Source organism: bacterium 336/3 (genome assembly GCA_001281695.1).
Classification (GTDB): domain Bacteria; phylum Bacteroidota; class Bacteroidia; order Cytophagales; family Thermonemataceae; genus Raineya.
This window is the reverse complement of the sequence record LJIE01000001.1, coordinates 3222474-3247947: the sequence shown is the minus strand read 5'-3', so window position 1 is coordinate 3247947 and position 25474 is coordinate 3222474. Positions and strand designations below refer to the sequence as shown.

The 25474-nt window shown below is 31.0% G+C and carries 26 protein-coding genes and 2 pseudogenes; 13 read left to right on the top strand and 15 right to left on the bottom strand.

Translation table 11 applies throughout. From position 1 onward, the window contains the following. Positions 1 to 89: 89 nt before the first annotated feature. Positions 90 to 743, top strand: coding sequence for a hypothetical protein (locus AD998_15270; protein ID KOY87330.1), 654 nt, complete (start codon positions 90 to 92; stop codon positions 741 to 743). A 55-nt stretch (positions 744 to 798) separates the two neighbouring features. Here the strand turns inward: AD998_15270 and AD998_15265 are convergent, their stop codons facing one another. The 3 genes from AD998_15265 to AD998_15255 form a co-directional block, all read right to left on the bottom strand. After that, the gene (locus AD998_15265; protein KOY87329.1) at positions 799 to 1503 is read right to left on the bottom strand and encodes a GTP cyclohydrolase; all 705 of its coding nucleotides are present in this window, start codon (positions 1501 to 1503) and stop codon (positions 799 to 801) included. Beyond that, on the bottom strand, positions 1466 to 1873 hold the full coding sequence (locus tag AD998_15260; GenBank protein KOY87328.1) for a 6-pyruvoyl tetrahydrobiopterin synthase: 408 nt from the start codon (positions 1871 to 1873) through the stop codon (positions 1466 to 1468). The genes AD998_15265 and AD998_15260 overlap by 38 nt, the downstream gene beginning before the upstream one ends. Before the next feature lie 209 nt (positions 1874 to 2082). Next, entirely contained in the window at positions 2083 to 2478 is a 396-nt protein-coding gene (locus tag AD998_15255) for a hypothetical protein (protein ID KOY87327.1), read from the bottom strand. Between the two features lie 141 nt (positions 2479 to 2619). Between AD998_15255 and AD998_15250 the strand changes: the two genes are divergently transcribed. From AD998_15250 to AD998_15240, 3 genes are read left to right on the top strand one after another with little or no spacing between them, the layout of a single operon-like run. Continuing rightward, positions 2620 to 4443 (top strand): hypothetical protein, encoded by a 1824-nt coding sequence (locus AD998_15250; protein ID KOY87326.1) that lies wholly within the window; start codon positions 2620 to 2622, stop codon positions 4441 to 4443. A gap of 60 nt (positions 4444 to 4503) precedes the next feature. Next, a complete protein-coding gene (locus tag AD998_15245) occupies positions 4504 to 4926 on the top strand; it encodes a hypothetical protein (protein KOY87325.1) in 423 nt (140 codons plus the stop codon). 6 nt (positions 4927 to 4932) lie between these two features. Next, a complete protein-coding gene (locus tag AD998_15240) occupies positions 4933 to 5217 on the top strand; it encodes a hypothetical protein (GenBank protein KOY87324.1) in 285 nt (94 codons plus the stop codon). Here AD998_15240 and AD998_15235 read toward each other — a convergent pair. The 4 genes from AD998_15235 to AD998_15220 all read right to left on the bottom strand — a co-directional run bounded on the left by AD998_15235 (position 5214) and on the right by AD998_15220 (position 7919). Further along, positions 5214 to 6023, bottom strand: coding sequence for a hypothetical protein (locus tag AD998_15235; protein ID KOY87323.1), 810 nt, complete (start codon positions 6021 to 6023; stop codon positions 5214 to 5216). The genes AD998_15240 and AD998_15235 overlap by 4 nt on opposite strands. Positions 6024 to 6025: 2 nt before the next feature. Next, positions 6026 to 6553, bottom strand: coding sequence for a hypothetical protein (locus AD998_15230; GenBank protein KOY87322.1), 528 nt, complete (start codon positions 6551 to 6553; stop codon positions 6026 to 6028). Positions 6554 to 6599: 46 nt separating this feature from the next. Then, the gene (locus AD998_15225) at positions 6600 to 7160 is read right to left on the bottom strand and encodes a hypothetical protein (GenBank protein KOY87321.1); all 561 of its coding nucleotides are present in this window, start codon (positions 7158 to 7160) and stop codon (positions 6600 to 6602) included. Positions 7161 to 7238: 78 nt separating this feature from the next. Further along, entirely contained in the window at positions 7239 to 7919 is a 681-nt protein-coding gene (locus AD998_15220) for a hypothetical protein (protein KOY87320.1), read from the bottom strand. A 106-nt stretch (positions 7920 to 8025) separates the two neighbouring features. On the opposite strand from AD998_15220, the gene hisH reads away from it, so the two are divergent. The 7 genes and pseudogenes from hisH to AD998_15185 all read left to right on the top strand — a co-directional run bounded on the left by hisH (position 8026) and on the right by AD998_15185 (position 13885). Then, positions 8026 to 8619 (top strand): imidazole glycerol phosphate synthase subunit HisH, encoded by a 594-nt coding sequence (gene hisH, locus AD998_15215; protein KOY87319.1) that lies wholly within the window; start codon positions 8026 to 8028, stop codon positions 8617 to 8619. Between the two features lie 47 nt (positions 8620 to 8666). Then, positions 8667 to 9848, top strand: a complete 1182-nt coding sequence (locus tag AD998_15210) for an SAM-dependent methyltransferase (GenBank protein ID KOY87318.1) — start codon at positions 8667 to 8669, stop codon at positions 9846 to 9848. A gap of 106 nt (positions 9849 to 9954) precedes the next feature. Then, positions 9955 to 11850, top strand: a complete 1896-nt coding sequence (locus AD998_15205; protein ID KOY87317.1) for a hypothetical protein — start codon at positions 9955 to 9957, stop codon at positions 11848 to 11850. A 21-nt stretch (positions 11851 to 11871) separates the two neighbouring features. Continuing rightward, the gene (locus AD998_15200) at positions 11872 to 12321 is read left to right on the top strand and encodes an acetyltransferase (protein ID KOY88232.1); all 450 of its coding nucleotides are present in this window, start codon (positions 11872 to 11874) and stop codon (positions 12319 to 12321) included. Positions 12322 to 12333: 12 nt separating this feature from the next. After that, positions 12334 to 12789 (top strand): flavin-nucleotide-binding protein, encoded by a 456-nt coding sequence (locus AD998_15195; GenBank protein KOY87316.1) that lies wholly within the window; start codon positions 12334 to 12336, stop codon positions 12787 to 12789. 182 nt (positions 12790 to 12971) lie between these two features. Further along, the gene (locus AD998_15190; GenBank protein ID KOY87315.1) at positions 12972 to 13256 is read left to right on the top strand and encodes a hypothetical protein; all 285 of its coding nucleotides are present in this window, start codon (positions 12972 to 12974) and stop codon (positions 13254 to 13256) included. Positions 13257 to 13531: 275 nt separating this feature from the next. After that, positions 13532 to 13885 (top strand): annotated as a pseudogene (locus AD998_15185) (hypothetical protein). 380 nt (positions 13886 to 14265) lie between these two features. Here the strand turns inward: AD998_15185 and AD998_15180 are convergent. The 3 genes from AD998_15180 to AD998_15170 all read right to left on the bottom strand — a co-directional run bounded on the left by AD998_15180 (position 14266) and on the right by AD998_15170 (position 21233). Beyond that, positions 14266 to 17472 (bottom strand): hypothetical protein, encoded by a 3207-nt coding sequence (locus AD998_15180; protein ID KOY87314.1) that lies wholly within the window; start codon positions 17470 to 17472, stop codon positions 14266 to 14268. Positions 17473 to 17536: 64 nt separating this feature from the next. Then, positions 17537 to 18064: an acetyltransferase gene (locus AD998_15175; GenBank protein ID KOY87313.1), complete on the bottom strand. Its 528-nt coding sequence runs from the start codon at positions 18062 to 18064 to the stop codon at positions 17537 to 17539. A gap of 7 nt (positions 18065 to 18071) precedes the next feature. Continuing rightward, the gene (locus tag AD998_15170; protein ID KOY87312.1) at positions 18072 to 21233 is read right to left on the bottom strand and encodes a hypothetical protein; all 3162 of its coding nucleotides are present in this window, start codon (positions 21231 to 21233) and stop codon (positions 18072 to 18074) included. An 81-nt stretch (positions 21234 to 21314) separates the two neighbouring features. Here AD998_15170 and AD998_15165 point away from each other — a divergent pair, with 81 nt between their 5' ends. Next, on the top strand, positions 21315 to 22076 hold the full coding sequence (locus AD998_15165) for a glycosyl transferase (protein ID KOY87311.1): 762 nt from the start codon (positions 21315 to 21317) through the stop codon (positions 22074 to 22076). Positions 22077 to 22440: 364 nt separating this feature from the next. On the opposite strand, the gene AD998_15160 is transcribed toward AD998_15165, so the two are convergent. The 4 genes from AD998_15160 to AD998_15145 form a co-directional block, all read right to left on the bottom strand. Further along, the gene (locus AD998_15160; protein KOY87310.1) at positions 22441 to 23001 is read right to left on the bottom strand and encodes an AraC family transcriptional regulator; all 561 of its coding nucleotides are present in this window, start codon (positions 22999 to 23001) and stop codon (positions 22441 to 22443) included. A gap of 109 nt (positions 23002 to 23110) precedes the next feature. Next, positions 23111 to 23479: a cupin gene (locus AD998_15155; protein KOY87309.1), complete on the bottom strand. Its 369-nt coding sequence runs from the start codon at positions 23477 to 23479 to the stop codon at positions 23111 to 23113. A 44-nt stretch (positions 23480 to 23523) separates the two neighbouring features. Beyond that, positions 23524 to 23835 carry a hypothetical protein gene (locus AD998_15150; GenBank protein KOY87308.1) on the bottom strand — a complete coding sequence of 104 codons (312 nt, stop codon included), beginning with the start codon at positions 23833 to 23835 and terminating at the stop codon, positions 23524 to 23526. A 36-nt stretch (positions 23836 to 23871) separates the two neighbouring features. Continuing rightward, positions 23872 to 24087, bottom strand: coding sequence for a hypothetical protein (locus tag AD998_15145; protein KOY87307.1), 216 nt, complete (start codon positions 24085 to 24087; stop codon positions 23872 to 23874). Positions 24088 to 24358: 271 nt separating this feature from the next. Here AD998_15145 and AD998_15140 point away from each other — a divergent pair, with 271 nt between their 5' ends. Continuing rightward, positions 24359 to 24946, top strand: a complete 588-nt coding sequence (locus AD998_15140) for a hypothetical protein (protein ID KOY87306.1) — start codon at positions 24359 to 24361, stop codon at positions 24944 to 24946. A 100-nt stretch (positions 24947 to 25046) separates the two neighbouring features. Here the strand turns inward: AD998_15140 and AD998_15135 are convergent. Then, positions 25047 to 25163 (bottom strand): annotated as a pseudogene (locus AD998_15135) (general stress protein CsbD). Positions 25164 to 25474: the final 311 nt, after the last annotated feature.

Genomic DNA, 25474 nt, shown 5'->3' with positions numbered 1-25474 from the left:
AAAAGCCCTAATATAAAAAATGTTAGGGCTTTTTTGTTTTTTAGAAAACATAATATTATATTGAGCAATATGTCTATAAGATACAACGTATGAAAATTATTTTATTAATATTTTGTGGCTTTTTATGTTATTCTTTACAGGCTCAACACATAGAATCACAATCTCGTACAGGAGAAACACAACAAATTTTTTTAGATACAATTTCTGTAACCCCAACATCTTATCCCCAATCATCTAAAGCTAATATTCTTAAGTCTGTACAAGCTTCTCAAAATGAAGTATATACTGAATTAAAACCGCAACAAAAGAGCATTCACAATAAAAGATTTCTTAAGCATTTAAAATGGAAGAAATCAATTGCTATTGATACTCCTGCACCAAAAATAAATTCCAAAAGAGGGAAAGCTCTAAGACTAGGTTGTTTCTTGAAAGAGCCATTGGAATTTATTGTTTTGGGTGTCGAAATGTTTGAACTTACTAAACCTCCGAAAAATCCATTTTTAATTATCTTATATGTAATTTATATTGTTCCTCTTTTTGCAATTATTACAGTCTTCATCTCCTTAGGAGTTTCGGGATTGGTTACCTTTATTTTTTTATGTGGATTATTTAGTTTTCTGGTTTACTGGGGGATTTTAGCTCTGATAGGGATATCTTTAGGAGGGTTATTCTTGCTATGGGGTGTTATAGGAGCGTTTATAATAGGATTAATATTGTATTTATGGTTGATCAGCTTGTGTTAAATCGTAAAAACAATGTAAAGCATAAAAGAAGGGGATTTTTGTCCCCTTCTTCTTTTTATATTCCGTATTCTGTTCCCAGAGATAAATACTTTAAAAATTCGTTTTTGGTAGCTTCTTCTTTGAATTTTCCTTCGTAAAATGCTGTAATAGTTGCACTATTTACATCTTGTACACCTCTTGAAGATACACACAAATGTTTAGCATCAATTACAACAGCTACATTGTCAGTTTGTAAAATGTCTTGTAACTCTTTACCTATTTGCATGGTAAGGCGTTCTTGTACTTGTGGACGTTTTGCATAATATTGCACAATTCTATTGAGTTTGGATAAACCAATCACTTGTCCATTAGAAATATAAGCAATATGAGCTTTCCCTACAATGGGTACGAAATGATGTTCGCAGTTTGAAAAGAATGTAATATCTTTTTCAACAAGCATTTGATTATATTGGTATTTATTCTCAAAAAGAGAGATTTTTGGTTTATTGGCTGGGTTTAAACCACTAAAGATCTCTTTGATATACATTTTTGCAACTCTGTGTGGAGTCCCGCTTAGGCTATCATCTGTTAAGTCTAGACCTAAAATATGCATAATCTCTTTAAAGTGCTTCTCTATTAATTCTATTTTTAGGTCATCATCTAGTTCAAAAGCGTCTTCTCTGAGAGGTGTCTCTAAAGAAGTAGCTACATGGTTATCGCCCAAGTCTTCGGTCGTCCAATTTTTAGGCAGGGTATTCAACGAAGTTTCGTTCTGTTTCATAAAGTTTTACCTTGAGTTCGTATGGTGGTTGAATGTGTTGTCTTAAAATATTCCAAATAACCACTGCAATATTTTCGGCAGTGGGGTTAAGGTTCTTAAATTCATTTAATTCTAAGTTTAGATTTTTATGGTCAAATCGGTCGGTTACATGTTCCTTGATAATGTCGGATAATACTTTCATATCTATGACATAACCTGTTTCTGGGCTAATTTCTCCTACCACTTCTATAATCAATTCGTAATTATGACCGTGATAGTATTGATTGTTACATTTTCCAAAAACTTCCATGTTTTTCTGCTCATCCCAAGCAGGATTATGGAGACGGTGTGCAGCATTGAAATGTTCTTTTCGAGATACTTTTACTTTCATTTAGGTGTTTAATTTCTACAACAAAGATTTTACAAAAAACGTGCTATTTTTAATTGACTGTCATATATTCTAAACTCTATACATTTAAACATGAGGTTTGATTTTTTTGTTTAACTTTTTTAATAAAAAACTAAACAAAAAATCGAAAACACTTTCCTAAGTGTTAAGAAAGTGTTTTCGATAAAAAATTAAGAATATGAAAAATTTAGTTAATGAACATCTTTACCTGTAAGTTTAAACTCAATTGTATCAGCTGTATGACCAATTTCTTCAACAATGTCTTTTAATATTACTTCATTGATATGCTCAACAATTACCTCTGAAGCAAGTTGAATATAGCCATCAAAAATAACAATTTTAGAATAAGTCAAGTCTTGGTTCATTTCCAAAAGACTTTTATAATTGATGTCTGGTAAGTCCGCATCACATACACGAGAGGCTATTTCCAATACTTTTTTTCCTTCATGCTCCAAAATATATGTAGTGATGCCTTGAAATCTTCCATCACTTGTAGGCACAGTTACAATTAAATTGTTGTTAGAGTACTCGGTGAAACTACCACCTAGTTCGTCTGCTATTTTCTGTAAGGATTTGATGATGTCCATAAAGCTGTTATGTTTTTTTGTGTAATGTACTTTTTTTTCTAATAAAACACAATTTTTTTCAGTTTTTTATTTGGCGTAAAAATTGCTCTAAAACCGTAGAAATTCTTAATTTTACGATTTGTATATTATCTATAAAACTCCATGAAAATTATATATATTGTAGTATTGCTTATTTTTAAAGGTATTGTAGCTGAATGTCAGATTAAATTACATTCTTTTACACAAAACTCCCAAGTGTTGAATAAGAATATTGTGGAGAGAGCAACACCACTTGTACTTCCATTTTTTGATGATTTTTTGGGAAATAGTATAAATGGAAATTTATGGGTCAATAAAGGAACAACTATTACCAATGGTGTGGCTCTCAACCCTATAAGTAGAGGAGTAGCAACATTGGATAGTTATAATCAATTTGGCAGAGTATATAATTTTACTTCTCCACAAGCCATAGGTTTTTCTGACACTTTGGCAACCCAAGAGATAGATTTAAGTACCTCTACAGTTAGTGACAATCTACACTTGAGTTTTTTTTGGCAAGCTCAAGGCTTAGGCGAACAACCTGACCCTGAGGATTTCTTGCGTTTGGAGGCTAAAAATGCTGATAATACTTGGCAAACAATTTGGCAAAAAGAGGGAAATAACCCTCCTACTCCCAATTTTGAACAAGTAGTTTTGCCTATTAATCAAACGACATTTTTTCATGATAAATTTCAATTTCGTTTCGTTCGTTATGGAAAACTTTCAGGAAATTTTGATGTGTGGCATATAGATTATGTTTATTTGAATAAAAATAGAAGTCTTACAGATACTACATACCCCGATATAGCTACTACACAAAGTATAGGGTCTTATTTTAAAGGCTATACTGCCATACCAGCAAAACACTTTTTTGAAAATAGCAATCCTAATCAGTTTTTAAATAACAAAATTACTTTTAGACTGAAAAACTTGGATGCTACATTTAGAGTATTGTCGTATCAGTGTAGAGTATTGGACGCTATTACCAATACCACAGTGGCTACTTTACCACTGACAGCACTTTCTTCTAATGCTCCTCTTATTTTCACCAATGAAGATTTTAGACTAGAAGCAACTCCACAAATGCCAACATTGCCTGCCAATACAACCAAAGCAATTTTAAAAACTCGTTTGGAGGTAAATACGAGCGATAATAATACCTTTATTCCACCCATAGATTTTAGAAATAATGATACAATTGTGCATACAACTGTTTTAGACGATTATTATGCCTATGATGATGGTGAAGCTGAGTATGTAGCAGGCGTGAATCAACGTTTGGGTAGAATAGCTGTAAAATTTCCAATAGCTCAAGAAGCTCAACTCACAGATGTGGATATCAATATCGTTCCTTTTGTAAAAGATTTAACTAGTCAGACTTTTGTACTTTCGGTATGGAAAACTGTAGGAGGAAGAAACCAAGAAGTGCTTTTTCAACGTTCTGTACAAGTTCGTTATCCTAATACTCCTAATGGGTTTATTCGTATATCTGTAGATAGTTCTCAAGTATTAAAGGTGAAAGACACTATTTTTGTAGGTATACAACAGACCACAGAAGATTTAATAGCCATAGGTTTTGATGCTAATAATGATAATAGTTCACAGATTTACTTCAATACAAGTGGTATTTGGGAGCAAGACTTAAATATTAAGGGGAGTTTAATGATACGTCCTGTATTTAAAAATAGTGTAATAACAGCTTTAGAGGATAAAGATTTAGAGAAAATGTTTAAAATTTATCCAAATCCAGCCCAAAATTCTGTAAAAATAGAAGGAGAGCAGATACAAAATGTTTGGATAATGGACACGCAAGGCAAAACTCAAGTAAGTTTTTGGCAACAAGACAATCAAAAGCTTCATTTTAACCTTCCCAAAGGCTTGTATATTGTAAATATTGAAACAAAACAAGGAAAAGTTGTAAGAACGAAATTGATTGTAGGAGAGTAGAGTTTGGAACAGATAGATTTTTTATCTTATGGATCAGTAGTTGAAATAAATTATAGTATAATGGAGAAAAGTATAAAAGTTTATGTGGTTGTTATTATTGTAATAGTATTGTTTGCAATTTTTGGCTTCATACTTATAACAAGAGATAATAAAGAGTTAGCTAATTATATCAATAATGCGGCAACTTTAATATCTTTAGTATTGGGTCTAATAGCAATATTTTACTCTATAGTAACAAATCAACAATCTTCTGAAAATTTTGCAAGATTAAGTGATGTTGTTAAGAAAATTGAGGAAAGTGCGAAATCAATAACTTCTGTTCCTAAAAATATAGATGACAAACTTGAAAATATGAAAAAAGAGATTATTGCAGCTCAAAAAGATAAAGGAAATCATCGCCTAAGTGAAAACTCAATAACTCAAGAAAATAATCAGAGTATAAATATCAATGATATAGATGATACTACACCAGACCAAAACTAATAAACAATGAAAAAAAAATTCTTACATATTTATATTAATCCTAAACAAGGTGTTACTCAAAATGATATTGAGGAAAAAATGAGTTTAGCACTTGACTGGTATAGGTATGATGACAAGATTTATTTAGTTTATACATCATCTGATGCTAGTAAGTGGCAGGGCAGGCTTATTAAGTTTGTACAAGGTGGAGGCAGATTGTTCATTTCTCCATTAGATATTGATAGCAAAACAGGATGGATGGAAAAGGATTTCTGGGAATTCATAAAGTCGAAGAAACTCAATGAACTTTAAAACCTTTTCAACGAACTGGCAGGGAAATCCCATTCAGGAGTTTGGAGAGTTTCTTGGACGGCTTGGAGGCTGTACCAATAAGGGTTTTTAGTATCGTTGGCATTTTTTAAGATATGAATATCCTGAGCAGGCATATAACTCTGAGCAAGTAGAAACACTTTTTCTTTGGTTTTTGGGTTTTCTGCCATATCCATTACGATTACAGCGTGTCCAAATTTATTGGGATAACCTACGATAAAAACATCTCCTATTTGCATTTTAGAAAGGTTAACTTCCTGCATTTCTTTAGAAAGCGTATAAGTATTGGCATAACTAAAAACCATATCCAAATACTTTCTGAAAGCTGTTTTGGTGTTATCAGGTTTAGAAATTTTCTGATAACCCTTTTGTGTTACTCTATAGCCTTGTGCATATCGAACCCAATCCATGTTAGTGCCTGCAAAGTTTTTGAAACCAACTTTGTCAGTTTGTTTAGAATTATACAGATATTCAGCTCTTAATCGCATGACAGCATCAGCACATTGCTGTAAATCTTTATCACCTCTATCAATATCGAGTACGGCAACATGTACATCTTGGTTTGGTTTAAGAGTATTGTTGAATAAATACACTTCAGAACCATCTGGTTTAAGGACAAAATTTTGGAGATAAGCCCCAAAAGTGCCTGCTGTGGCTTCAATGCGTACAAATCCTGCGGGCACTTCAAAGCGTTCTTTGATTGTTTTTCCTGTTTTTTTAACATTTTGGCATGAAACACTCAAAACATTGAAACAGAAAACAAAGATAATGGCTAATCTAATAAACATTATTATGGATTGATGGTTGCTTTACCATTCTTATAAGTAACTACTCTTGCATTGTTTATTTGCATTTTTTGTACAGATTTTAAAAATCTTTGTGCTTCACCTAAAGTATTAAAACGCCCCAAAGTATATTTTCTAGCGGTTTCTTCGTCTGGGTTGCCATCACAAGAAAAAATCTGAACTTTATAAAAAGTACCTTTAGCATCTTCTGGAGAAACTTGAGCAATACTTTGTTGCTCTTTTGCAGCTTCTTTAGCTTTTTCAAGTTCTGTAGCTCTATTACGTAAAGTAATTAATTCAGCTGTTTTTTGAGCCAAAGCTTGTTCACTTTCCAAAGAAGCAGCTTCTGTTTGTTTAAGCGTCTCATCTAATTTTGTTCTTTTCTCAGTTAGAGCTTTAAACTCTTCAGGAGTCATGGATTTTTTACGTTTTTCCCACTCTTTCTGAACAGCTTTTTCTTCTTTTGTAAGCTTCTGAGCAAATGTAATATGACTAATGAACAATAATAATGAAAGTGAGAATATAAATTTCATAATGGTAGGTAAATCTGGTTTTGATAAATAAATGATAAATAAAGATTTAGATAACTTCTTTTAATACATCTTTGATATCTACTCTTTTCCCATCTTTGTAGGCAACAATCCAAGCATCTGTAATACCTTGATTTTGAAGGCATTTTTTGAATTTATCAGCTTGCCAGTAATCTCTAAAATATCCAACAGTATATTTTTTTACGTTATTATCTCTTTCAGCTGTCAGATCAGTTTTTTTGCTATTGGCTTGTGCAGTAATATCTACTTTTTCAAATGCTCCAATTTGTACTTTAAAAACAATCCCTTTGTCTGATTTGTCTGAAGCATCTACTTCGGCAGTTTCTTTTTCAAGTTGCTTGATTTTCTGTTTTAATACACTCAACTCATCATCTTTGGAAAGAGCCTGTGTATTATTCTCTTGTGTTGTTTTTTGATATTGAGCAAGTTTGGCTTCATCTCGGCTTATATTTTCATTTAAGCTTTTGAACTCTTCAATACTCATATTTTTGAGTTTTTCTTTCCACACTTTCGCTTCTTGTTTATCTAACTTTTGAGCTAATAGGGAAAATGAAAAGCTAATGAATAAAATAGAAAAAAATACTTTCATAAGGTTTAATATAATTTTATAGTGAATTGTTTTATAGCAAAAATCTTGCTAGTTTATAATTTCTTGTTTAGATAACATTTATACAACAATTTTTATACCACGAGTCATTTCTCTTTTACCTGGAGGACCTGCAAGGCTTTCTACTCGAAATTGCAAGGCTTTTAAATCTCTTTTGAGTTGCCCTTTGGCACAATAAGTTACAAATATACCATTTTCAAGAAGCTTTTGAGTAGAGTTTTGTAAAGCTTCTAGTGTCCAAAGTTCAGGTTGTACATTGGGTGCAAAAGCATCAAAATAGACTATATGAAAGTCTTTTTCAGTTTGGTAAGTTTCTAAATGTTGCTTTTTTTTGTGAAGGATAAATTGCTCATGAATCTGGACTGGCTCATCCCAATTGCAAGTATGTATTTTCTGAAAATAATCATTTAGACTTTTATCACCAATTTGCTCAATATAACCCAATTCTTCTACTTGTTCTAATGGAAGTGGGTAGGTTTCAAGCGTTTCGTAATATACAGAATAAGAAGTGTTTTGAATAGCTTGCAACGTAAGAATAGCATTTAAGCCTGTTCCAAAACCAACTTCTAAAATATGAACACTTTGATTTTCAGGAAATTGTTGTAAATAAGTCTTTAGTCCTGCTTCAATAAACACATGGATAGACTCTTGTATTGCCCCAAAACGAGAATGATAGGTTTCATTCAATGCTGTGTTTAGCAATGTTTTAGAGCCATCTTTTGTCTCAAAAATTTCTATCATTGATTTTATAATTTCTAAAGGTTTTTGTTTCTAATTTGGAGATTGTGAAAATATACTGTTTTTTTGCTAAATATTTTTTAAGTTTTATTTCATTTTTCCTGATTTTATGAAGGTCGCAATTGTTCAATACAATGCAGGAAATGTCCAGTCTGTTTTATACGCTTTAGAACGCTTAGGGGTTGAGGCTATTTTAACAAATAACCAAGAAGAGCTTTCTAAGGCTGATAAAGTGATATTCCCTGGTGTAGGGGAGGCAAGCTCTGCTATGCATTTTCTACAAGCCAAGAATTTGGACAATATCATTAAAAGTCTTAAACAACCAGTACTTGGAATATGTTTGGGTTTGCAACTGATGTGTAAACATTCTGAAGAAAATAATACCAATTGTTTGGGGATTTTTGATTTGAAAGTTTGTAAATTTTCTTCGGATAATCATAAAGTACCTCATGTAGGCTGGAATGATATTCACGCCCTCAAATCACCTTTATTTTCCAATATACAAGAAAACGACTATGTGTATTATGTTCATAGTTTTTATGCAGAATTGGGCGTAGATACGATTGCACAAACCCATTATGTACACCCATACAGTGCTGCTTTACACAAAAATAATTTTTATGCAGTACAATTTCACCCTGAAAAAAGCGGAAAAGTAGGTGAGAAAATCTTAGATAACTTTTTGTCATTGAACAATGAATAGTTATTGAACTATTCACCATTAAATAATTTAGCAATTGATCATTGAATATGTATCCTACACTTGTTTTAAAATCTGGAAGAGAACGCTCTATCCTCAACCAACATGCTTGGATTTACTCTGGGGCTGTGAAAGAATTGCCTGAAAATGCTGATTTGGGTGATATTATCAGAGTTACAGATAATAAAAACAATTTGTTGGCGTATGGTTTTTATGCTCCTAAAAATCAGATAGTTGCCCGATTATTTTATTTTGGATCACAAGAAATTGAGATAAATAATGCTTTTTGGCGTGATAAGATACTCAAAGCTTATGATTTACGAAAAAAATATCTGATAAATAGTCATACCAATGCTTATAGATTATTACATGCTGAAGGGGATTCTTTGCCAGGGTTGATAGTAGATGTGTATGATCATACGGCTTCGGTACAAGTATTGCATAAAGGAGTAGAGTTGTTTTATCAAGTATTGATAGATACACTTTTAGAAATAGGCATCAAACATATTTACCTGAAAACCAAAGATAACAGCAGACGTTTAGAGCAAATCAATGTACCACAAGGCTGGGCTACTGAGCCTTATACAGAGGATATTTTGATTACAGAAAATGGTTTAAAGTTTTGGGTAAATGTAGAAAAAGGACAGAAAACAGGGTTTTTCTTAGATCAAAGAGAGAATCGTGATTTACTCAAAAAATATTCTAAAGATAAAGTTGTCTTGAATGCTTTTGGCTATACAGGTGGTTTTAGTGTATATGCAGTAGCAGGAGAGGCAAAAGAAGTAGTTTCAGCAGATATTTCTAAGGATGCCAGTGAAATGGCGGAGAAAAATGTACGACTCAATTTTTCTGAATATCCAAATCATCAGACAGTTACAGAAGACTGTTTTGCATATCTGAAAAATATGCCTGATAATTATTTTGATATTTTAGTTCTTGATCCACCAGCTTTTGCCAAAACAGCCCAAAATGTACCCAATGCCTCACGTGGCTACAAGGAAATTAATATGTGGGGATTTAAGAAAGTAAAAAAAGGAGGATTGGTTTTTACATTTTCTTGTTCGGGAAGTGTGGATAGGGATTTGTTTAGAAAAATTGTATTTGGAGCTGCTGCTGATGTAGGCAGAAATGTACGCATCATTCACCAACTCACTCAACCCACAGACCATCCTATCAATATCTATCACCCTGAAGGAGAGTACCTTAAAGGTTTAGTGTTGTATGTAGAATAAATTTTTATAATATTCGATGAAATAATTGTTTTTCACGATGAATGAACTTGACGGCTAATAAAATAGTATTACTTTTACAAATAATATCAAAATTATTACAATATCAATGTTTTTATTAATAAAATACTATTTTATCTTATTATTATGTGTATTTGTGTTTTATTTCTTAGGTCTTACAGCCATTAAATTGATTAAAACACCTTTTGAAAATTATACTTCTTATGGCATTTTTTTTAAGATATTCATAGGGATAGTTGTTTTTACACTTATCAGCAGCATTGTATTTACAAAAGGAAAAACTGTATTAGTTGCACTCATACCACTACTTGTTTTCATTTATTTTTTTAGAAGAAGAATAGACACACCTTTAGAAGACAAAATATATGACCCTAAGCCCATAAGATTTATATATGCTTTTCTGATACTTAGTTTTATATTTGTTTTAATTGGTCTTGAAACTCATCAAGGCTCTAATATTTTTATCCCTTATACTGCTGACTACATTTATTACTCAAAAGTTTCTTATAGTTTGGTGCATCATGGTGTTGAAAACTATTGGGCAGACCCTCTTTTCCCAAATGAAAAAGTTACACCTTATCATTATTTTGAACTTTGGCTGAATGGTAGTATATCATATATATTTCAACTATCCCACTTGCATACATTGTTATTCATTACATATCCGTTACTCATTTTTGTAACATGGTTGGGCTTTTGTGCTATTGCTGAATACATACATCCTCAAATAAGTTATTGGTTATCAGTTATTTGTTTTTTGTGTTTGTTTTTAAAAGGTTTTTATTTTGATGTGTATAAAGACATTCATGTTTTAAAATATGCCAGTACCTTTAACATTAGTATTTGGAATCAGAATAAACTAACCATTGTATTTATTTTTCTGATTGCTTGCATGTTACAGGTAATTAAAAATAAGCCTAATCAAGCATTTTTTTGGCTATTGTGTCTGCCAATTTTATATACGCCTACAGCTCCAGCCATACTTAGTTCTTTAATGTTTTATCTATGTATAGTTTTTTTTGTTTATAAAAGCCATCACTATTTTATTATTCAAAAAATTATTGCTTCGAGTATCATAATTATAAGTTTGTTGGTATTTTATGGATTATTTTCTGATACCATCCAAAGTGTATCAGCTTCTATTGATATATTTTCAGGTTTGAAAACTAGATTTAATATTATTGCTGGAACGCTTATTCAGATGTTTATTTTATATCTACCTTTTTGTTTGATGGGTTTTATTTTTATAAAAAGGATAAAAAGTTTTTTTATAGATTCAGCTTATACAATTATTATTCCTATTATTTTACTGTTTTCGTTATTTACTTGGGCATTTTTTTATAAAATTCCTGACAGTGTTCAACTGTTTTCCAATATAGCTTTGCCTATTTGCAATACATTGATGATGATTATTCTTGTATATGCATACAAACAAGTGTCAAAATCTCGTTATAAAATTATATTTCAGGTGGGCATAATGATGATTTGTATGGTAGGGGTTTTTAAAATATATGAAAAAAAGATAAATAACCCAATAAACACAGCTCAATTTGAATACCTAAAAAATAAAATAGTTGATAAAAACAAAATAGCTGTTTCGTTCAATCATGCTAAAAATTACAATTCATATTTTAGTAAAAATACGACACTTTCTTTCTTGGGGCAGTATATCCTTTACTTATTTCCCAATGCAGATACAATAGATATCTCCATTCATCAAATGAACATTGATACTTCTCAAAAATATGCTTTGTCGGACTACGAATTATTGACTAATAGCTCTTTTTATAAATATGTAGAAAATCAAAAAAAAATGGGGCATTTTTTAACCATCAATCAAAGTCAAAAGGATTTTATCCATGAAAATAAAATAGACTACATTATTACACCCAAAGATTTAAGATTGCCTAAACATCTTCAGGAGATGGTGAAAGAGGATTTCATATTTGATAATGACAAAATATCTTTTTTTACAAGAAATTAAATGTAATTCATGCTAAAAATGATAAACATTCAGAAAGCTACGATAAATCATTTGGAAAATTTAGCTCATGTGTTTGATTTGTATAGAATCTTCTATAAAAAAGAGTCAGATATAGAACAAGCTAAACAGTTTTTGAAGGCTCGTTTGGAAAACAACGAGTCTGTGATTTATATTGCTTTTGATAATCAAGAAGAACAAATTGTAGGTTTTGTACAATTATATCCTTTGTTTTCTTCTACTCGTATGCAAAGGTTATGGTTACTCAACGACTTATATGTAAAACAAGAATATAGAAATACTGGGATTTCTAAAATGCTGATAGAAGCCAGTAAAACTCTTTGTATAGAAACAAATGCTTGTGGCTTGATGCTTGAAACAGCCAAAGACAATACAGTTGGAAATCAATTATACCCAGCAACAGATTTTGTATTGGATACAGAACACAATTTTTATTTTTGGGATAATCTTTAAAATAAATGATGTATGCTGAACGAAGAAGTAAAAAAATACATTCATAAGAGTGTTTTGTGTTGGCTTGCTACTACTGACACAGATAACTTCCCAAATGTCTCTCCCAAAGAAGTTTTCACCTATTCAGAGCATAATACGTTGCTGATAGCTCATATTGCATCCCCTCAGAGTATCAAGAATATCAAGCAAAACAACAAAGTTTGTGTAAGCTTTGTCGATGTGTTGGTTCAGAAAGGCTATAAACTCAAAGGATTGGCTCAAGTTTATGAAAAAACACATTCCTTATTTTTAGAAAAAGCTAAGCCTCTTTTAGAAATAGCTACAGAACGTTTTCCTGTTTTGGCAGTAATTGAAATAGATATTCTAAAAGTAGAGAAAATTATAGCACCCAGCTATTGGTTGTACCCTGAAACAACAACTGAAATAGGGCAAATTGAAAGTGCAAAGAAAAGTTATCGAATTGATTAAAATATCTTTCTAATTTATAATGCTATCTTTTATAAAATAAACTAATGTTTAAAATTAATTTAAAAAACACGCTTCTATTTTTAATCATAAAGTACCTTGCATTCTTCTTTATTATCGCATTTATGGATAATAGGTTCTTTACAAATGTGATTGAAAATTCAGACACTTCGTTTGAGATACTAATGAACACATTGGGTTATATAACTTTTGTATTATTTCATACTATACCACTTATTTTAATTTTCATTTTACCTTATTATTTTATAATAAAAATAGAAAAGGGAGTATTTTTCATTTTATTGTTATCCTGTTTGATTTTTTCAGAATATTATTTTTATACATATTTTTATGCTTCAATGGATAAAACATTGGGGGTATATAATATACTAACAAGTTTAATTTTTATGTTTATCTTTTTTTATGAAGTAATAAAGTTAAAGTTTTTAAAGCAAGGAATTAAATTATAAATACTGATGTGAGTTTTAGGTTGTATCTCATTATGATGCAAAGAAAAGTTATCAAATTGATTAAACCTTTTTTCCAAAAAGAAGTCTTATGTATAAAAAATGTATCATTTTCCCTTTTTCAGTTTATGAGATATACATACTTCTTGATTGGAATATTGAGCTTATTAATAGCTTGTACGAAAAAAGAAACACCAGACCCTATACCCACCCCAACAACTTATACTAAAACTACAATTGCTTACAAATCAATAAATGGAGTAGATGCAAATCTACTAAGTTTGGATTTATACTATTACTCTCAAGAGCCTTCTAATAAGCCTATTGTAGTGTATGTACATGGCGGAGCATGGCAAGTAGGAGATAAAGCCAACCAAATTACCAATAAAGTAAACTTGTTTAACTCTTTAGGGTATATTTTTGTAAGTATTAATTACAGACTCAGCACAAGTGCTAGTATCAAATATCCAATCCATAATATAGATGTAGCTGATGCTGTTAAATGGGTGTATGATAATATTGGGAATTATGGTGGAGATAAAAACAAAATAGCTCTTTTAGGGCATAGTGCTGGTGCTCATTTGGTATCTCTGACAGGTACAAGCAATCAGTTTTTACCCTCTTTAGGTTTGCCTGTTAATACACTAAAAGGTGTTGCCAGTATAGACACAGAAGGCTATGATGTATCTATACAAGGAAATGAAGGGGAGGCTGTCTATCTGAATGCATTTGGCAATAATTCTGCTACATGGCAGGAAGCGTCACCCATTAATCATTTATTTACAGGTAGAGTATATCCAAAGTTTTTTGTAGCTAAACGAGGTTCAGCAACCAGAATAGGTTTTGCAGATACCTTCATCAGTAAATTAAGTTCGGTTGGTGTGGACGTCAGTCAGGTCAATGGCAGCCAATACGACCACGAGGGTATTAATGATGCCATTGGAGCACCCAACGAAACAGCCATTACAGAGCCTTTGAAGGCGTTTTTTGCCAAATGTTTTCAGTAAGAAAATTAATTTTTATTCTTTTTAAATCCCTGAAAATCAAAATCAAATTTATCAGGATTACCAAAAATATCTACAACAGCCGAACGTTTACTTTTTTTGTCTTCAGATGAAATAATTGAACCTTCGGTTACTTCTTCAATATCGTTTCTGCTTGGCTTTTTCTTACGTTTGAACAGATAATTCCACATAGCATCTTTAATGACAAACGAAGGCACTTCAACAGTGTATTTCATGGCTAAATCTTTATCAAAGTTTTGATTTCCTGAAATCATCATATAGCCCAAAGTAGAACTAATCTCCATTTTAGGAATAGAAATATTTCCATTTTTTACATCTAAAATATTTTTTAATTCTCCAAAGCGAACATCTTCTAAATTCTTATCCCCCATAAATTTATCCATCATTTTGAAGGGTGGAAAGTTCGTAAGTTTACCATCTTTGATAGTTGCTTCGATATGAGCTTCTGTATCACGCAGATTGATAACTAAATCGGGGTGCATGAGTACTTTAGACTGAATAGTGCCTGTAATTTTTCCATGTACATTTTCACTGACCAAATAATCTTGTCCAAAATTATCCATTTTATAGAAAACTCTATCCAAGTCTAAGTTACCTGCTTTGATGGTACTCTTAAAATAGATTTTCTTAGGGTCTGAACCATTGAAATAACCATTGATATTTACCTGACCACCTGCTGTTTGCATATCTAATTGATCTACATAAACATAATGATTGGGTTGTATGCGTAAGGTTGTATTGAACTGAGAAAAATTGTACTTTTTGTATTTAAATCTTCCAATATTGGTTTTGATATCTAAATTTGGAAAAGGAATATCAAAAATATTGAAAGCCTTTGCATGTTGTTCTGTTGTTTTGGGCTGTTCTGTGGTTTGAGATGTTTTTCCTTGAATTTCCATAAGTTCATCCAAATCCATGATGTTAGACTTCAGTTGAATTACTTTCTTTCCTTTAAAATCAGAAGCCATGAGTTTTGCCACACTTTCTATATCAACGTCAATGACAAAATCGCTTTTACCAATTTTACCATGAAAATTACTGATTTTCATGCCTCCTGCTTTGGCTATAAAATCGCCCCCAATTTCTCTGAGACCATAATTATGAACTTTAAAAACGCCATCAAATTTTCGAAGACTCAATGTGGTATTTTCAAAGTATTTGTTATTCAATATATTATTTGCTGGTATTTTCAAAGAAGCATCCAAAATAAAATTATCAATGGTTTCAGATTGGTAATCTTTGGGCAAAAAGTTGGTGTTTTTGTAGGTGAATAAATCTTTAAACTTGATATGATTAGATTTAAAACTTAGAGAGGCGTCTATCAATTCTTGTTTCTTTTCTTCATTAAACAAAGCATTATAATTTTTGATATAACCAAACAAGTGAAAATCTGTTTCATCTAATTCACCTTCAAAGAGTTTCATTTTCATTTCTTGTTCATCTATGATAATATCAATATGCCAATCGTGAATGGCATGGGGATAATTTTTGAGTTTGAAAAATAAATCTTTAACAAAAAATTCTCCTTGAGGAATACCATGTGTACCTTTTAAATACTTGGAAGACGTTTTGAACTCTAAATTATACTTTAAGTCTTGTAATTGCTCATCTATTTTGTTGCCTGTCAGTGCTGTAAAGTCTATCAGTTTGGATGAACCCATCAAATTCATATCTATTTCAGCTTCCTGTCCATGTAAAAATGCTGCGAGATTGCTAATATCACCCTTAATATTGAAGTCTGATGTTCCAATTTTAGTGATAAACTCTTTTAAAACCAATTTGCCATCCATAATATCTACTTCTCCATCTAATAAAATGGGATAGGGATAGAAAGAAGGCTTGTATTTGATATTCTTGAGAATCAGACGACTATCTGTACCATCTTTTAATTTTCCTAAAGTAGTTGGAACATCATTATAGTCTAAAAGTTCATCTACGGTCATATCTATGATAAGTCTGCCTTGCAAGCCTTTCAGTGCAGGAATATCGAAGAAATTTTGAAGCGTAGATAAATCTAAATTAGAATGAACATCTACAGAAACATAGGGGTTTGCAAAATTCTTGATATGAAAACTACCTTTGAAAGTACCATCAGAAGGATTAGCACTCATTTGTTTTACATACAATTCACAGGTGGTTAAATCTCGTTTAGCTCCATTCGTGAAAAAACCTGATATATTTAAATCTTTGATACTATTATTTTTTATGTCAGGATTGATAAATTGGGCATTTTTACACCCAAACTCCAAATCTATTTTAGGCATACCATTGATGGCTTCTCCCACAATTTTACCCTTAAAATAAACTTCTCCTTCATTTTTATAATTTTTGAGTTTTTCATAAATGTTGGGTGGAGCAAAAGATGTAATAAGCTTGAAATCAGGTTTTTTTCCCGAAATATCGAGGTCTAAAAATGCGTTTTTGGCTAAATCTACAGTTCCTTTGATGGCAAATTCTGCTTCTTCCAACTCAAACTGACTGGGGCGAATGGTGAGAAATTTTTTATCAAAATGATAATCTAAATCTGTTTCCCAATGCAAATGTTTGTTTTTGAACCAAATAGAATCTTCAATTTCGAGCTTTAAAAGCTCAAACTTTGTTTCAATATGATTAGAAACCATTTTATCAGTAAGTTTCACAGATGATTTTAATTTTTGAAAATGAACAGCTACAAAAGACTTTTGTCCAAAATCTTTTTTAGTAATTTTAAGATCTTCTAAAGTGATTTTTTTGATATCAAAAGAGAGTTTTTTGCCAATTTTACTAGTGTCAGTTTTCTGATTATCAATGGCTTTGGCTAATAACAAATTAATACTTCCATCTTCGTAGCGTTCAATATGTAATTCACCTTTTTTGACTGTAATTCTTTTGACATTATAATTTCCAGCAGCTACATCTGTATAACTAAAACCCAAATATATATCCTGAATTTTATAGATAGGTTTCAGTGTATCTTGTTTAGAAGGATAGAAAACTACATTTCTGAGGTCAATAGAGATATAAGGAAAGTTGGTAAGCAAATCTACATTGACTTTCTCTAATTTTGTATAACCCTTTTGTTTACTATTCAGTTCTTTGAGTACATAATCTGCAATAACTTCTTGATTTTTATATAAATACCAAGAAATACCACCTATTGCTAAAATGAAGAATAATAAAATGGACGATAGTATTACAATTATTTTTTTTAGCATAACTGACAGTTTTTTTAAGGTAACTATCAGAGAGCAAATTTGTTTGATGAAAAGAGGATTTTTATTATATTTTAAAATTCTTATTCATCCAAGCCATAGGAAGGTCAGCTTCAAAAGTACCATCAGGATTGATAATCTTATTTTCAAATCTGCCTTCAATTTTGAATCCAATTTTTTGATAGAATGTAATAGCTTTCTGATTACTCTCTCTTGTGATAAGCTCTACTCTCAAAATATCAGTTCGAGAGTTTTCTATATGATTAAGTAAATGCATAAAGATAGCTTTCCCTACACCTTTCCCTTGAAAATCAGGATGAACAGCAATGGTTAAATCTGAAAGTGTATGTTTGAAAAGCTGAGGTTCTAATTTAGAACAATGTATTTCAGCTATCAGCTCTTTTTCGTTTTCTGGGTGAGGGATAACCAAACAAACACCTGTTTTTAAAGATTTTTCTAAATTATTTTTGATATAACTTTCTGTGATTTCTGATTCTATACGAGCAATACCACCTGAAATCCTTGCAACAGTTTTATAAAGTGTCAAAATCTTAGATTCATCCTCCAAAGAGGCTATACGGGGCAAGTATGTCATACTTCTTTTATTTTTTCACAATTTTAAATGTTTTTATACTACCTGAAAGATTTTTAATCTGTAAATAATACAAGCCAGAAGGTAATACTTTTAAATCAAACTCATTTTCTCTGCCTTTTAGTACAATATTTCCCCACACATTTTGCAATTGCCACTGAATATTCACAATTCCTTTTATAAATACTTTGTTTTCAGTAGGATTTGGATAAACAATAATGTTTTCTAAATCTTTATCCAATGAAGCTACCACACTAATGGTTTTGGTTGTAGAATCTATACATCCCAAAGTGTTAGAACTGATTAATTTAATGGTATAATTTTGAGTAGTTGGAAAAGTATGCCTTACATATTTACCTGTGCCCGTTGAGCCATCTCCAAAATCCCAAATAGAATTTGTAGCATTGGTACTGTAATCTTCAAAAAACCATTCGGTTCTTAAATATGGAGTAGCAACAATTTGGGCTTTGTGTAGAGGTGCTACTTGAATATTGACTGTTTTGGTAGTACTGGGATAAAGTTTATCTTTACCAACAATATAAATGGTTTGATTATTAATAAGATTATTTAATGTTAAACTACTTCCTGAAAAAATAGGTGTAGTAAGCGGAAAACTATCATAAAAATCAAATAAAACACCATTATTGGGTGCTAAAGTAATACTTCCCTGATTACAAACTGTAAGCAAACTGGCTATATTGGGCAGTGGAGTGGTATTTACTTCAATAAATTTATCTTGTGCAAATTGAGCGTTTTCTTGTAGCTCTGTAAGATTATCTCCCACTACATACGCAAAGGCAATTTTGCGTGTTTCATTGGGTGCTAAATTGGTAATAGTACCTCCTGTAGCAAGAGAAACATCCGTACCCAATCCGCTTGTACCTGCCTGTGTACGAGCCAATCCATTTGAAACGGCTGTATGTTTTTCTGTTTTAGTAAAACCATCATACAAATTCAAAGAACTGCTACTACCATTATTGTTAAATGCATAATAATTAGGTGTTTGAGTAGTCAAAAGCTTGATACCCGCATACAAATTTCCTGAACTATGATAGGCATAACCCAATTTGAGTGTATTGTCCCAATCTGCTCTGTTTTGAGTATAAGTAGATAAATCAAAATCGGTGAATACAGAAGCATACAAGTTTTGAATGGTTCGGGTGGAATCGTTGGTTATATCATATTCGACAATGATAAACTTATTGTTAGGGCTTGCTTGGTAGGCATAAGCCTTTTTCTGAATTTTGAGCTTGGGACGATTTGCAATATTGTCTTTAAAATTTGCCTTTATTTCTTGATAAGTATTGTCTTTAAAAATAGTAAATGAATTAACTCCAGAGGTATCAAAGTCTGATGTAGTACCACCTGTATAATTGGGAACAGAATTAACAAGAGAATCTTGGTGTGTGCTGAGTATCAAACCTCCTGCGTATGCAATGGTAGTATAATCACCAGCATTGTTGTAGCCTACACTTTTTCTGTATGGATAGAAATATTCTGCGATTTTCCCCATTCTACCTACATGAAGCGTCAAATCATTGATGTCTATATGAGCATAATCGGGATTGACAACGATTTTAAAGTATTCATAATTTGTAAAAGCCCCATCCTGATAATCTATTCTTAAAACAATCTCAGTATTGTAAGGGGTGTTAGGGGCAACTTGGATTCTAAATGGTGTTGTGATATTGTTTTTTATTTCATTGGCATTCATCACACCTAAATTGACAGTACTAGAAATTACTGTTACAAAAGGTGAAAGACTACTCAGAGTGGCTGTTAAATTGGAAGTAGGAGAGAGCAAATTTTTAAAATCCATTGCCAAATCAGCCTGAAATGAAGCAAAAGGGTCAGTATTGTTGATAAACCTTTGATTTTCTGAATGTATAGCCTTTACATTGGTTTCTGAAACGGCTCTAAAAACATTTAATCTGCCTTTTCCCATTTGTCCTGCGAAACTGGGATTCAAGGCATCAATATTGTCAGAAGTGGCAATGATTCGTTCCATAGCCTGAAAAGCATCCAAACTTGGAAACTGTGTACGCATAAGTGCAATAGCTCCAGATACTTGTGGGGCAGCAAAAGACGTTCCACTCATATTGAAGCTCAAAGCAGGGATATATGAGTTATTATTATTGAATGCTCCTGAATATGCACAACAATTATAATAAGTAGTATGAATAAATTCGCTTGGTGCAGTGATATCTACTTCATAATTGTAATTACTTCCACTCCATTTGGTATCCGAAGAGGTTGTTCCTGCTACAGAAATCACGTTTTTGTAACTTGCAGGCCAATAACGACCTGTATTTCCATCATTACCAGCAGCAGCCACCATCACAACATCTTTATTGATAACAGCATAGTTTACAATATCTTCCCAATATTCATCAGGATTGCCAGCATATCCAAATGACATATTGATAACTTGTACCCCTCTGTCTGCCAAATAAATGACAGCAGCATCAAAACGAAAAATATTTAGAGCATCAGTAATGGCTTTTACAGGCAAATAACGGCTATTATAGCCCACACCAGCAATACCAATGCCATTGTTGGGAGTGGCAGCAGCCACTCCTGCCACAGCTCCACCATGATAACTAAAAGGGTGGGGTAAGCTCAAATTGAAATCATTATTGCCTAAATCTATATAATCTGGATGCAGATTACCAATTAAATCTTCGTGAGTAGTTCTGAAACCATAATCAATAATACCAATCACTGTAGAAGGATTACTTTGTTGAATATCCCATGCTTCATAAGCCTTGATTTTTTCAAGATAATATTGGCTATAATCGGGGTCTGTAGAAGTAATACTTGGGTCATTAGGCATAAATAAAGGCTGTGGAATATGAATGGGCGATACATATTCTAAAGTTTTATCTCCTTTTAAAACAGATAAAGCTTGGTCAACAGTTATATTATTTTTGAGATTGAGATAGTATATGCGTGATAAATCGACCAAAGGCTTACCACTTCTGCTTTTTGCTTTAGGGTCAGGAGATTGATGTTTTGGGAAAGCTTTTTTTGGAACTTCATTACTCAACCACGAAATCTGATGGGGTAATACACCTTGTGTACGAACCTTCAAAACAATTTGAGATGGATGTATATTTTGAGCTATGGCTACATTTATCAAAAAAAAGGCAAGAATCGTAACGATTTTATTCATAGTATTGTACTTTAATAAAAGCATTTTGTAAATCTATCAATTTATACCAAAAGTACTTAAAAAGTAAGCTGATTTTTGATTATGATAAAAATTTCGGTTAGTATAATTACCCTCAACGAAGAAAAGAATATAGCCAGATGTCTTGAATCTGTGAAAGGAGTTGCTGATGAAGTTGTAGTTGTAGATTCTTTTTCCATAGATAAAACCAAAGATATTTGTCTGCAATATGGTGTGAAATTTATAGAGCAAACTTTTTTGGGTTATGTAGAACAAAAAAACTTTGCAGATGCCCAAGCTGAAAATGACTGGATTCTTTCATTAGATGCTGATGAAGAGCTTTCAGAAAAATTAAAAAAAGAAATTCTTGCTATCAAAAATACTCTCACAGCAGATGCCTACGAAATGCCTCGAATGACAAACTATATTGGTAAGTGGATTCGACATACAGACTGGTATCCTGATAGGAAGATCAGGTTATATAATCGAAAAAAAGCACAATGGCAAGGTCAAAGCCTTCATGAACAACTAACAATTCATGATGATGCTAAACTTATAAAACTTAAAGGAGATATTTTACATTATAGTTATTATTCTATTCATCAGCATATTGCTCAATTTAATAAGTTTACAGAAATAGGTGCAAAAGAAGCAGTACAGAAGGGAAAAAAAGCACCTTTATATAAGGTTTTTATCAATCCTGTTTGGAAGTTTATATACAGTTATTTCTTCCGATTAGGTTTTTTGGATGGTTACAAAGGGTTTTTGGTTTGTGCCATATCAGCTTTTGCAACTTTTTGCAAATATATAAAAATGAGGGAATTGTGGAGAGAAACAAAAAAATAAATTAATACAATACTTAAATACTAAAAAAAGAAAAAGTAGGATATACATAAGTTTATAAAGAATAGATGTAAGAATTTATTGAGAAAAGGTATGTAGGTTTACATTGTAATAGTTCACATTTTAAATTCTACAAACCATGAATGTACCAACTAAATCAAACGAAGATTTTAAAATTACAGGAAATTGGGAAGTATTGTCAAAAGGACTTCAGAAAAATTTTCCACAACTGATAAAAGATGAAGAATTGTTAAAACCAATAGAAACAAGGCTTACTAAAAAAAGCATTCTTACTAATATGTAGACAGAGGCAAAGTAATTATATATCTCCAATAAAACAGCATTACAAATGCTGTTTTATATTTTATTAAATATTTTCAAGATTTTTTTTTCTTTTCTTTTTAAGCTTTTTGTAGAATGAGGGAGATAATCCTGTTATTTTCTTAAATTGATTAGATAAATGAGCTACACTACTATAGTGCATTTTGTAGGAAATCTCTGTAAGGTTAAGTTCATCATATAAAAGAAGTTCCTTGACTTTCTCTATTTTGTGCATGATGATGTAATGTTGGATGGTAATACCTTTCACTTCTGAAAAAATGTTGGCAAGATAAACATAATCATAATCTAGTTTTTCACTAATGTATTCAGAGTAATTGACCTTAGGAATTTCATCTAAATAATGAATCATCTCAACAATAACATTTTTTATTTTTTCAATCAGAATGCTTTTTTTATCCTCTAATAATTCTAAACCGTACTTCATCAAATTTACTTTGAGCTGTTCTCTCTGATCAGATGAGATATCTTCAAATATTTCTGCTACTCCTAAATCAACTGAAATTAGGTGAAAACCTAATTTTTCAAGTTCAGATTTTACAACCATCTTGCAACGAAGGCTTACCATGTATTTTACATATAATTTCATAAAGTTTAAAAATAAATACTTGAATCAGGCTTAATTTTTTCATAGAAATAGCTTCATTATCAAATAACAAAAATAATAGAATAAATATTGCTTCATGATATTCATATCACTAACTAAGTATTTTTAAGTCTTCGTATCCACTTTTAATAGTTGTAGAAATCATTTTGAACTGCTCATCGGCATTGAAATGATGTTTTGCATGGGCTGGAATGATAATTCCTTCACCTAAAGTAAGCGTATAATTTTTGTCCTGAATGGTAATAGAAGCTACTCCATCAATAATTTGAATATATGTGTCAAAAGGAGATATTTTTTCTTCCATTTCCTCACCCACATCAAAAGAAACGAGGGCAATATTCCCTGTAGTTTTTTTAATAATTGTTCTACTCACTACAGACTTGGGTAGATACTCTATCAACTCAATAATAATATGTGCTTTTGCTTTTTCTGCTTCGGTATTATCATGAATTTTTGTCATAGTGATAAATATTTATGTCTATATTCGAAAAAAGCACGAATTTTTCAATTCATACTTTCTAAACTATCTGTTATGGTTTTATTTTTTTGTTGTGTATCTAGGATGTTCTGTTCATATTTTTGATAAATAGTTCGAACCTCTTGCATGATATTGAGTGTTGGCTCTTTTTTAGAACTATCCAAAACTTGTTTGTTATGATAGTTATAAATGGAATCTAAAATAGGTTGGAATAGTAAGGCTGAACTATTTTCTTTTTTGTTATCTTGATTAGAGGATATTTCACAGCTTATCGTTCCTATTAGTAGAATACTTATACAAAAATACCATAAAAGAGGTTTTATCCATTTAGTTTTCATAATTATAAAATGTTTAGTATAAAATGATTATAACTTTTATTTACTCTCAGAAGGTTTCTTCATCATAACTACATGTCCATTTATATTTTTTGGTTTTTGATTAAAATTAGAGCCCATTACAGTTAAACGGAGACGATTTGCTGAATTAAGTAAAAAAGAAATCAGTTGTTTAATCTTTCTGAAAATCTTACGCTCTTCTAATTCTTGTTGAAAACCATTCTTTGTGAAAGGAGTATTAAGTCTATGGTTCATGATTGTTTGATTAAAAGTGTGATTTGATAATTGAACAATACAAATTTAGGTGTATTTCATAGATAAAGCATTACACATCTAAAGCTAAAGCTTACACATATCATACTTATAAAATATTATTTGGATATTGCTGAAAATAAATGAATTATGTAATTTTTTTTGAGAATGGTGTAATACTTCCTATCTTCTAAAAATTTACTTTTGTAACTCATAGAAAAAAGTGTAAAAAATATTTTGGTTTATTGATAAGTCAAATTTTAAAAATAAAATCATGAAAACCTTCATTATTGGAGTGAGTATATTAGTAGGTATATTTGCTATATTTCAAGTTTACCTTGCTGTTATCCATCAATCTAAAAATTATAACTTAGTTAAATCTAAAGAAAATTTTGAAATAAGATATTATCCATTGGTTACAATGGCTGGGATACATTCTTCCACAAAATCTTATACAGACTTGAGTCGAATAGGTTTTAGTAAGTTAGCCAATTATGTATCTGGTTCAAATAAAGAAAATAAACGAATCAATATCATAGGCCCTATTCACATGGATATAGGAGAATCTACTTCCATGATGAGTTTTCTCATGCCTACAACATATACAAAAGAAAACTTACCTATTCCCAATGATTCCAATATCATTATCAAAGTGATTTCTGGAGAATATGTGGCAGCTATCAGATTTTCAGGTTTTGCTTCTGATGAAAAAATCAGAGAACAAATCAAAGTATTGGAACATATTTTACAAGACCAAGGTTATGCTTATTATGGTAATTTTCGTTTTTTGAGCTATAATCGTCCTTACCAATTATTTAATAGAAGAAATGAGATTATTGTAACTATTGGGAGTTGGGACTAAAACCAGTAAATTATAAAATAAAACTATAAAATCAGACAAATAAAATTATCATAGAAATCTTATGATTCCTGTTATTTAAAGGTAAATACTTAAATAATAATTATACACCACTAATTAATTTAATAATTTCATCTCTTGTTTTCCCAAGTTTCTGTTGTAAACGTTCTACCAATTCATCTTGTTTGCCTTCCTCAAAAAACAAATCACAATCAGTTAAAATTGTGTATTCTCCTTTATTTTATGCTTACTCCAATATGTTTATGATTTCCATATTCTTTAGTTTTATACACATGATGATTTTATTGTAATAAAGCTTTTTATATTACAAGAACTCAGAGATGATTTGTATAAATCATACATATATATAGTTAAATGAGTAAGCTTTTACTAAGGTGTGTTTTACTAAAAAAATGAATTATTAACTTGTAAAATGCATAAAATGAGGATTATATAAAAAAATTATATAAAAAAAAACAAAATTTCTGAACTTTTTAATAAATAGAGGGTTTTCTATGATAGTTTTACTAT